The sequence below is a fragment of the Mycobacterium sp. 1245801.1 genome, assembly GCF_001673055.1.
GTDB classification, from domain to species: Bacteria; Actinomycetota; Actinomycetes; order Mycobacteriales; family Mycobacteriaceae; genus Mycobacterium; species Mycobacterium europaeum_A.
On record NZ_LZKY01000023.1, the window covers coordinates 39,515 to 47,107 of the forward strand.

The 7,593-nt window shown below is 66.3% G+C and carries 10 protein-coding genes and 1 pseudogene; 5 read left to right on the forward strand and 6 right to left on the reverse strand.

The window, feature by feature from the left end; genetic code table 11:
• Positions 1-24 precede the first annotated feature (24 nt).
• The 3 genes from A5622_RS01315 to pyrH form a co-directional block, all read right to left on the reverse strand.
• Positions 25-954, reverse strand: coding sequence for a phosphatidate cytidylyltransferase (locus tag A5622_RS01315; protein WP_066876168.1), 930 nt, complete (start codon positions 952-954; stop codon positions 25-27).
• Positions 955-986: 32 nt separating this feature from the next.
• Positions 987-1,544 carry a ribosome recycling factor gene (gene frr, locus A5622_RS01320; RefSeq protein WP_066870247.1) on the reverse strand — a complete coding sequence of 186 codons (558 nt, stop codon included), beginning with the start codon at positions 1,542-1,544 and terminating at the stop codon, positions 987-989.
• 62 nt (positions 1,545-1,606) lie between these two features.
• Positions 1,607-2,440 carry a UMP kinase gene (gene pyrH / locus A5622_RS01325; protein WP_066876169.1) on the reverse strand — a complete coding sequence of 278 codons (834 nt, stop codon included), beginning with the start codon at positions 2,438-2,440 and terminating at the stop codon, positions 1,607-1,609.
• A gap of 341 nt (positions 2,441-2,781) precedes the next feature.
• On the opposite strand from pyrH, the gene A5622_RS01330 reads away from it, so the two are divergent.
• Positions 2,782-3,021 carry a general stress protein CsbD gene (locus tag A5622_RS01330; protein ID WP_066870241.1) on the forward strand — a complete coding sequence of 80 codons (240 nt, stop codon included), beginning with the start codon at positions 2,782-2,784 and terminating at the stop codon, positions 3,019-3,021.
• A gap of 206 nt (positions 3,022-3,227) precedes the next feature.
• Positions 3,228-3,947 (forward strand): response regulator transcription factor, encoded by a 720-nt coding sequence (locus A5622_RS01335; RefSeq protein ID WP_066876170.1) that lies wholly within the window; start codon positions 3,228-3,230, stop codon positions 3,945-3,947.
• 45 nt (positions 3,948-3,992) lie between these two features.
• Here the strand turns inward: A5622_RS01335 and A5622_RS01340 are convergent, their stop codons facing one another.
• Complete coding sequence (locus A5622_RS01340) at positions 3,993-4,931, reverse strand: lysophospholipid acyltransferase family protein (RefSeq protein ID WP_066870234.1); 939 nt, start codon at positions 4,929-4,931, stop codon at positions 3,993-3,995.
• A 93-nt stretch (positions 4,932-5,024) separates the two neighbouring features.
• Complete coding sequence (locus A5622_RS01345) at positions 5,025-5,588, reverse strand: MPT63 family protein (protein ID WP_066870231.1); 564 nt, start codon at positions 5,586-5,588, stop codon at positions 5,025-5,027.
• A gap of 303 nt (positions 5,589-5,891) precedes the next feature.
• On the opposite strand from A5622_RS01345, the gene A5622_RS29475 reads away from it, so the two are divergent.
• Together A5622_RS29475 and A5622_RS01350 are read left to right on the forward strand one after the other, a co-directional pair.
• Positions 5,892-6,065 (forward strand): hypothetical protein, encoded by a 174-nt coding sequence (locus tag A5622_RS29475; RefSeq protein ID WP_197499689.1) that lies wholly within the window; start codon positions 5,892-5,894, stop codon positions 6,063-6,065.
• A 90-nt stretch (positions 6,066-6,155) separates the two neighbouring features.
• Positions 6,156-6,995, forward strand: a complete 840-nt coding sequence (locus tag A5622_RS01350) for an SDR family oxidoreductase (RefSeq protein ID WP_066870228.1) — start codon at positions 6,156-6,158, stop codon at positions 6,993-6,995.
• Positions 6,996-7,048: 53 nt separating this feature from the next.
• Here the strand turns inward: A5622_RS01350 and A5622_RS01355 are convergent, their stop codons facing one another.
• Positions 7,049-7,420 carry a ChaB family protein gene (locus A5622_RS01355; RefSeq protein ID WP_232002813.1) on the reverse strand — a complete coding sequence of 124 codons (372 nt, stop codon included), beginning with the start codon at positions 7,418-7,420 and terminating at the stop codon, positions 7,049-7,051.
• 77 nt (positions 7,421-7,497) lie between these two features.
• Here A5622_RS01355 and A5622_RS27725 point away from each other — a divergent pair.
• Positions 7,498-7,593 (forward strand): annotated as a pseudogene (locus A5622_RS27725) (cation transport regulator ChaB); the annotation flags it as partial.

Below are 7,593 nucleotides of genomic sequence, written 5' to 3' on the forward strand. Positions count from 1 at the left end.
GTATCGCCTCTCGACCGGACCGGCCTAGGGAACGAGGGTCAGCACCGTCCAGGCGGCGACCGCCGAGGGCAGGACGCCGTCGAGCCGATCCATCAGTCCGCCGTGGCCGGGCAGCAGCCGTCCCATGTCCTTGATGCCGAGGTCGCGCTTGACCTGAGACTCCACCAGATCCCCCAACGTGCAGGTCAGCACCAGGATGACGCCCAGCAACGCGCCGATCCACCATGGTTTGTGGGCCAGCAAAGTCGCGGTCAGCGTCGCCGCGGTGATCCCGAACACCAACGATCCGGCGAACCCCTCCCACGACTTCTTGGGGCTGATCGCCGGCACCATCGGGTGCTTGCCGAGTAGCGCCCCCACGGCATACCCGCCGGTGTCGGAGGCGACGACGGTGATCATCAGGCAGAACACCCGTCCTGCGCCGTCGTGCGGGTAGACCAGCAGCACGCCGAAGGAGGCGAACAGCGGCACCCAGGCGGCCAGGAACACCGTCGCCGAGGCGTCCCTGAGGTAGTTGGCCGACGGCGACCCGTCGAACGGCTCGGGCCGTTTGGTGTTGTCCTGCATGAACAGCCGCCACACGTTGCAGACCACGACGGTGACGCCGAAGCCGGCCAGGGCGCCAGCGGCGTGGAACGGCCAGGTCAGCCAGACGGTGAGCTGGCCGCCTGCCAGCAGCGGGATGACCGGGATGACGTAGCCGGCTTCGCGCAATCGCCGCACCACTTCGTGGGTGGCCACCATGATGGCGAGCGCGACGATGGGAACCCAGAACCGCGGGGCGAACACCAGCGTGACGATCAGCACGCCGCCGATCCCGGCCCCCACCGCGATGGCGGCGCGCAGGTCGCGTCCGGCCCGGGACGTCTTCTTGGCCGGCTGCGCGCTCGTCTTCTTGGCGGCGCGCGCCCGATTGTCGGGCGGGTTGCCTGCGCCGGGTTCTGGGGTTGCCACTGGCCTGGATGAACTTAGCTGCTGAGCGGTCGTCAGACCTCCAGCAGTTCGCCTTCTTTGTGCTTGACCAGCTCTTCGATCTGGGTGATGTACTGGTGGGTGGTCTTGTCCAGGTCCTTTTCGGCCCGGCCGACCTCGTCCTCGCCGGCCTCGCCGTCCTTGCGGATGCGGTGCAGCTCCTCCATCGCCTTGCGGCGGATGTTGCGCACCGAGACCTTGGCGTCCTCGCCCTTGCCCTTGGCCTGTTTGACCAGCTCGCGGCGGCGTTCCTCGGTGAGCTGCGGGACCGCTACCCGGATCAGGGTGCCGTCGTTGGTGGGGTTGACGCCCAGGTCGGAGTTGCGGATCGCCGTCTCGATCGCGCCGACCTGGCTGGCCTCGTAGGGCTTGATGACGACCAGGCGCGCCTCGGGCACGTTGATGCTGGCCAGTTGGGTGATGGGCGTGGCCGAGCCGTAGTAGTCGATCACGATCCGCGAGAACATGCCGGGGTTGGCCCGCCCGGTTCGGATGGTCGACAAGTCGTCGCGGGCGACCGCTACGGCTTTCTCCATTTTCTCTTCCGCGTCGAAGAGAGCCTCGTCAATCATGTGCGCCGCTCCTCCTCAGCTGCGTTGCGGATCCTCGCAAGCGCAGATCATCGCGTCTCGGTTCAGGTGGTGACCAGAGTCCCGATCTTCTCACCAGCGACCGCCCGGGCGATATTGCCATTGGTCAGCAGGTTGAACACCAGGATCGGCATGCCATTGTCCATGCACAGGCTGAACGCGGTGGCATCGGCCACTCGTAGCCCCCGGTCGATGACCTCGCGGTGGCTGATCGCGGCGATCAATTCGGCATCGGGATGCTGCCGCGGATCCGCGGAGAACACGCCGTCGACGGCCTTGGCCATCAGGACCACCTCGGCGCCGATCTCCAAGGCGCGCTGCGCGGCCGTCGTGTCGGTGGAGAAGTACGGCAGTCCCATGCCGGCCCCGAAGATCACCACCCGCCCCTTTTCCAGGTGACGCACGGCGCGCAGCGGCAGGTAGGGCTCGGCCACCTGGCCCATGGTGATCGCGGTCTGGACGCGGGTGACGATGCCTTCCTTCTCCAGAAAGTCTTGCAGCGCAAGGCTGTTCATGACGGTGCCCAACATGCCCATGTAGTCCGACCGGGTGCGTTCCATGCCGCGCTGCTGAAGCTGCGCGCCCCGAAAGAAGTTGCCACCGCCGATGACGACGGCCACCTGCACACCGCCGCGGACCACCTCGGCGATCTGCCGGGCCACCCGCGCCACCACGTCCGGGTCCAGGCCGACCTGCCCGCCGCCGAACATCTCACCGCCGAGCTTGAGCAGCACTCGCGAGTACCTGGCCCGGCTCGGGGACTGGCCGGCAACCAGGCCGTTGTCCGGTGCGGATTTCGGTATGCCGTTGCTGGCGGTTGTCGGCTCCGGCCTTCCAGCCGCCGCGCCGGCGACTTGGGGGTCCCTGGACTCCGTCATCAGACTCCTCGCATGAGAGTGCCATCCCGGGCGATCTCCATCCGGAACGGCATTTCACATCCTGCCTCATCGCAGCACAATGCGACGTCGACGGGGTGCATTATGCGCATAGTTGGCGTGCCGGACCAATTTTCGAGTCTCCAGGTACCGGAATACGTCCACGCCGATGCCGCCGTTGCCCGCGTTTGAGCGATGCATGGCATGGGAACCCGCAACAACGCGGCAGAATTACGCGGTCTCAAGCAACGAGGACCAGCCTCGCCGTATGACCGGGTTGATCGCTCGCGATCGCCGTTGAGCGTGGATCGCTCAGAGTACGCCAACGAGGAGGAACACTTTCCATGGCTGAAGAAAACAAGTCGGGACCTGCCGAAGCTGTCAAGGGCGTCGTCGAGGACGCCAAAGGAAAGGCCAAGGAGGCCGTCGGCGCGGTGGCGGGTCGTGACGACCTGACCCGCGAGGGCCAGGCGCAGCAGGACAAGGCCGACGCGCAGCGCGACGCAGCGAAGAAGGAAGCCGAGGCGGAAGCCGCGCGCGGTGGCGCCAAGGCGGCCGAGGAGCGCCAGAAGGACAACCAGTAACAGGGCTGTGAACGATGGGCCCGATCCGTGAAAACGGGTCGGGCCCATCGTCTTTCTTTCCGGCAGATTCGGCCGGTGAAAAGCCTGAGGTTGCATAGCTTTGCATAGTTTTCGGCGGGACGGGTATCCAGGCGTAGCGCTGTAAGACATCTCCACAGAGGTGCCTACGGACCGGGGGGGAAGCCGGGACGTGACGAGGTTTGGAGATGCTGTTGGACGTGGTGGTGCTCACCGACGAGGACGATTTCGAATCGGCCCTGCCGGACTTGGCCGCGTTCGCCCAACCGATTCGCCGCATCGCCCTGACGGCCGAGACCGACGGGCATCTCGCCACCGCGGACGTCGCGATCATCGACGCGCGTAGCAACGTGGCGCTGGCCCAGGCGGTCAGCCATCGCCTCACGACCGACAGCCCCGCCACCGCGGTGGTCGCCCTGGTGGCGCCGGCGGACTGTGCGGCGGTCGACGTCGATTGCAATTTCGACGACGTGATGCTGCCCGGCACCTGTGCCGAGGAGTTGCAGGCGCGGCTCCGGCTGGCGATCGGGCGGCGGCGCAGCGTGATCGACGGCACGCTGAAGTTCGGCGACCTGGTGCTGCATCCGGCCAGTTTCACCGCGTCGCTGGACGGCCAGGATCTGTGTCTGACCCTCACCGAGTTCAAACTGCTGAATTTCCTTGTGCAGCATGCCGGTCAGGCGTTCACCCGGACCCGACTGATGCAGGAAGTGTGGGGTTATGACAGCACCGGCAAGGTGCGCACCGTCGACGTGCACATCCGGCGGTTGCGCACCAAGCTCGGCGCCCGGCACCAATTCCTGGTCGACACCGTGCGAGGTGTCGGCTACCGGGCGGCGACGCCGCCGCAACCCGAATGGTTCGTCACCGACGCCGGTCTCCACCTCAACGGAACGCGGGCAGGCTGACCCTAACGGCCGTAATTGGCTGCGCTGCAGCGCTTCGGTGCCTGGTCAGCCGAATAAGGGGAACGCGCGCTTGCGCGCCAGCGCATTCATCCCGTCCTGGATGGCGTGTTGCACCTCATGGTATTTGCGTTCGACGTATTGGTCGTCGTCAGCCTTCGCGGGATCGTTGTCGAGTTCGACCGCGGGCATGAAGCGGGTGCGGATCTTGGCCGGCAGGGGCAGCTGCGGCAGCGCCGCCGGCGCGATACCCCACGGCAACGAGACAGCCAACGGGAACACCTTGAGCCGCAGGATCTTATCCAGGCGCAGAGCTTTCGACAGCCGGTCCCCGCGGATCAGCACCGGCATCGCGTCGGCGCCGCCCACGGTGGCGATGGGCACGATCGGCACCCCGGCCCGGATCGCCATCTTGACGAAGCCGGTCCGCCCCGCCAGGTTGGCCTGATCGCGCTCGGTCCACGGGCGCAGCGAATCCACTTCCCCGCCGGGCCACAACGCCACGTCACGCCCCTCTGCCAGGGCGGTCGCGATCGCGTCGGGGGCGGCCGGCAAAACGCCCATGGACCGGAAGTAGCGCCCGAACAACGGAATCGCCATCAACGCATCGTGGGCGGTCCCGTGCAGGGTGCGCTCCTGTCCGAACCGCCGCCACCATTGCAGACCGACGGTCCACGCGTCCCACACGAACGGCGCCCCGGAATGAATCCCCACCAACAGCGCCGGTGGCGACTCGGGGATGTTCTCCCAGCCGTCGATCTCCATGCGAAACCAGTAGTCCACCAGCACATTCCACAGATACTTCTGGCGCTGCAGGGCGGTCTCGTCCTGACCGGACAGATCCCATCTCCCCGCGCGTTCGGCCACCCAACCGCTCACCCCGCCGGTTTGCTTGCTGCGTCGTTCTTCCATGGCCTCGCGGGCTTGCTCGGCGTTCCGCTTCGCCTGGGCACGCACCGGCGCCGGCCTGTGATCCGGGTTACTCATGAGTAGTCGCATACCCGATTCGAGCGCGCACGATTCCCCTCAATGCAAATCTCCCCGCGCCACGGCGGTGTGGCGCGGGGAGATTTACTCAGATCAGGCGTGTGCCGCGGGTGCGGGTGCAGGCGCCGGCGGCGCACCCGGTGCCGGGCTGTTCGGCGCACCCGGCGCCGCGCCACCCTCGACGTTGGACGTCCAGATCAGGATGTCCTGGTTGCCGTCGTTGTAGACGACGCCGTTCGGCGGCGCGCCGGTCACGTCGAAGTACAGCGTGCCGGTCGACTCGTTGCCCGGCGCGATCGGCGCCGGGTTGAGCCCGTTGGGCGCCCCCACCTTGTCGATCACGCGGTAGTTCTGGCCGTTGGGCCCGCGGGCGATGAAGTCGTTGACCATCGGGGTGACCAGCCCGCCGTCCGACCTGGCGCTGATGTCGGCCTGGTACAGCGTGCCTTTCGGCGTGTACCCGGGAATCGTGACATTGCTGGGCTGCAGGTTGCTGACCGTGTAGTTGGTGATCAGCGGCCCGTCCACCAGTTGTTCGCTGGTGCCGAACCCCTGAATGTTGGGCGCGGCGGCCGCGGGCGTCGCTGCGAAGACGCTCGCCACCGCTATCCCCCCGGCAGCGGCAGCTGTCGCGACGGCAGTCTTGGTGACCTTCATTGTCCATTCCTTTCGTGTCGAACAATTGCCCCCCGGAAGGGCATGACGATATGAGCAGCAAATAGCCAACCGACTTCCGCTTTAAACACCGACGTTCGCCCCATTAGCCGAATTGCCCGGTTAGAGACGCAAAATTGTTGCTTTCGCGGGGAGCACCTTCAGCCTCAGTTGATAACAGCTGCACCATCATTCACATTCGGCACGGTGATTAGTCCGGGTGCTGAGGGGTAACCGGTGCGCTGAGGCCCGCGTCTGGCAAATGTCGGGGGCGCAAGCCGAGACAGCCGCAAAGGGGGCAGTTAGGTGCAACGCGGAAACTCCAAGCACGGCTCACGCGAGGACGACGCGCTCAAGGAGGAACTGGAGGGCACGATTCGCGGCAATCGATCCAGTCGCAGCGAGGAATGGCGCGATCCGGAGCCGCCCGCCGACGACGACCCCGACGTTCCCACGGCGGGCCCGGCGCAGCGCGACTGATAAAGCGGTGCACCGTTAAAACCGGCAAGATGCTCGGCCTGCCCGAAACGTCAATCACACAACAAACTTCGAATCGGTAAAGGAAATGGCATGGGCTTCGTGGCGCAGCAACAATCCGTTCCTGGCGTACAGGCGCAGATGGACCCGATTCCCGACTGTGGTGAAAACAGTTACCAGGGCTCGGGAAAACTGCTGGGCAAAAAGGCGATCATCACCGGCGGCGATAGCGGCATCGGGCGCGCCGTCGCGATCGCCTTTGCGCGCGAGGGCGCTGACGTGTTGATCGCCTACCTCAACGAGGACGACGACGCGCGTGACGTCGCCCGTTACGTCACCAATGCCGGTCGCAACTGCGTGTTGGTGCCCGGCGACCTCTCCGATGCCGCGCACTGCCGCGCCGTGGTGGACCGCGCGGTGCAGGAGTTGGGCGGCGTGGACATCCTGGTCAACAACGCCGCCTTCCAGATGATGCACAAGAGTCTCGACGAGATCAGCGACGAGGAGTGGGAGTACACGTTCCGGCTCAACATCGGTGCGTACTTCTACCTCGCCAAGGCCGCCGTGCCGCACATGCGCCCGGGCTCGTCGATCATCGGCAGCTCGTCGGTGAATTCCGATAGTCCCAATCCGACCCTGGCGCCGTACGCGGCGACGAAGGCGGCGATCGCGAATTTCTCGGCCAGCTTGGCTCAACTCCTGGGCGACAAGGGGATTCGCGTCAACAGCGTGGCACCCGGACCGATCTGGACGCCCTTGATCCCGTCGACGATGCCGCCGGACAGCGTGGAATCCTTCGGGGACAACGTGCCCCTGGGGCGCGCGGGTCAGCCGGCCGAACTCGCCGCGATCTACGTGTTGTTGGCCTCCGACGACGCGAGCTACATCTCCGGGGCCCGGGTGGCCGTCACTGGCGGCCGGCCTATCCTCTAGCGAAAAGCGTTACACCGCGGCGCATCCCGCCCTAGCACGGTCCGCGCTGCCGCTCAGCGACCCCGGACCTTGCGGTTGTGCTTCTTGATCGCGTCCACCAACTCCGACTTGTTCATGCTGGACCGGCCGGCGATGTCGAGCCGACGGGCCAGGTCGAGCAGGTGTTTTTTGCTGGCGTTGGCGTCGACACCCTCGGCCGATTGACCGGTCGGACGCCGGCCACCGCTCTTGGCCCGCTCGTCGGACGGGCCCTTTTTGTCCTTGGGCTCCCAGTGATCGCCCACCTTCTCGAAACTGTGCTTGACGGCGGAGTAGGCCACCCGGTGGGCGCGCTCCTCGCTGCCGTACTCCTCGGCGGCCGCATCATGGGTTTTCGCGAACGTGCGCTGGGCCTTGGCGCTGGAACGTTGCAACGTGCTGGGCAATTCGCTCTTCTTGGCCGCGCCGCAACGGGGTAACCGGTTGGCTACCCGAAAGCGCTTGTGGTACCCGAGGAGGTTCGATGCCGAAGACGACAAAGGGCGGCGCGGCCAAGAAGAGCGAATTGCCCAGCACGTTGCAACGTTCCAGCGCCAAGGCCCAGCGCACGTTCGCGAAA

Excerpts from the sequence above, each read along its gene's own strand:
- pyrH (WP_066876169.1), bottom strand. The coding sequence starts at position 2,440 with ATGACGGAGTCCAGGGACCCCCAAGTCGCCGGCGCGGCGGCTGGAAGG.
- frr (WP_066870247.1), bottom strand. The coding sequence starts at position 1,544 with ATGATTGACGAGGCTCTCTTCGACGCGGAAGAGAAAATGGAGAAAGCC.
- A5622_RS01340 (WP_066870234.1), bottom strand. The coding sequence starts at position 4,931 with ATGAGTAACCCGGATCACAGGCCGGCGCCGGTGCGTGCCCAGGCGAAG.
- A5622_RS01335 (WP_066876170.1), top strand. The coding sequence starts at position 3,228 with ATGCTGTTGGACGTGGTGGTGCTCACCGACGAGGACGATTTCGAATCG.
- A5622_RS01330 (WP_066870241.1), top strand. The coding sequence starts at position 2,782 with ATGGCTGAAGAAAACAAGTCGGGACCTGCCGAAGCTGTCAAGGGCGTC.
- A5622_RS01350 (WP_066870228.1), top strand. The coding sequence starts at position 6,156 with ATGGGCTTCGTGGCGCAGCAACAATCCGTTCCTGGCGTACAGGCGCAG.
- A5622_RS01345 (WP_066870231.1), bottom strand. The coding sequence starts at position 5,588 with ATGAAGGTCACCAAGACTGCCGTCGCGACAGCTGCCGCTGCCGGGGGG.